This window comes from Mesorhizobium sp. M7A.F.Ca.CA.001.10.2.1, assembly GCF_003998575.1.
Lineage (GTDB): Bacteria > Pseudomonadota > Alphaproteobacteria > Rhizobiales > Rhizobiaceae > Mesorhizobium.
Window position 1 is genome coordinate 1 of record NZ_RZQY01001214.1, and the last position, 728, is coordinate 728.

At 57.3% G+C, this 728-nt stretch carries 1 pseudogene; it reads left to right on the forward strand.

Going from position 1 to position 728, the window contains the following annotated elements:
- Nucleotides 1-357: 357 nt before the first annotated feature.
- A pseudogene (locus EN964_RS36215) lies at nucleotides 358-643 on the forward strand (GIY-YIG nuclease family protein).
- Nucleotides 644-728: the final 85 nt, after the last annotated feature.

The following is a 728-nucleotide window of genomic DNA, read 5'->3' on the forward strand; positions in this document are numbered from 1 at the left end:
CAGACGATGAAGCCCGTGAGGAAGTAGTTCCTCAGCCGGGTCACGCCGGAAGTCTTGGGAGCGTCGGACATGATTCACCGGAGGCGCGGGTTGCAGCGCAACATTAGTGAACCGCCGTCCAGTTTGGAACTGCGAAGTTTTTAAAGAGCCGATTATGCCGCCACTTTCAACGAAACAATCCAAACGGAAGCAGCATACGTTCGCGATTAGCCGAAACACCCCTCCCCTTCGTCATCCACGGGCGGAGCAAGGAGCGAAGCGACGCGGCGCAGACCCGAGGATCCATTCCGTGGCGTCGGCCGAAGAATGCAACCCCTCAAGATGGTCGGCGGATCGTTCGGTCGCTATACTTCGTTCATGACGGGCTATGTCTATTTAACTGCGAGCCGGAAACGCGGCACCATCTATATTGGCGTCACAAACGATCTCGGCCGCCGAATGCCCGAGCACAAGTCTGGTGGGGTTCGCGCTTTACTGGGCGGTATGGCGTAGAACGCTTGGTTTGGTACGAACAGTATTTCGACATCCGCGATGCAATCCAGCGCGAGAAGTCGCTGAAACGTTGGCCGCGTCATGGAAGATTGAATTGATCGAAAAGGCCAATCCGGAGTGGTTCGAGCTTTTCCGCGGGACTGGGTGGTAGCGCCAAGTTCTGCACTGCTTTGATCCGCCATACCGTCACGGAATGGATCCTCGGGTCTGCGCAGGAGCTTCGCTCCCGCTACGCC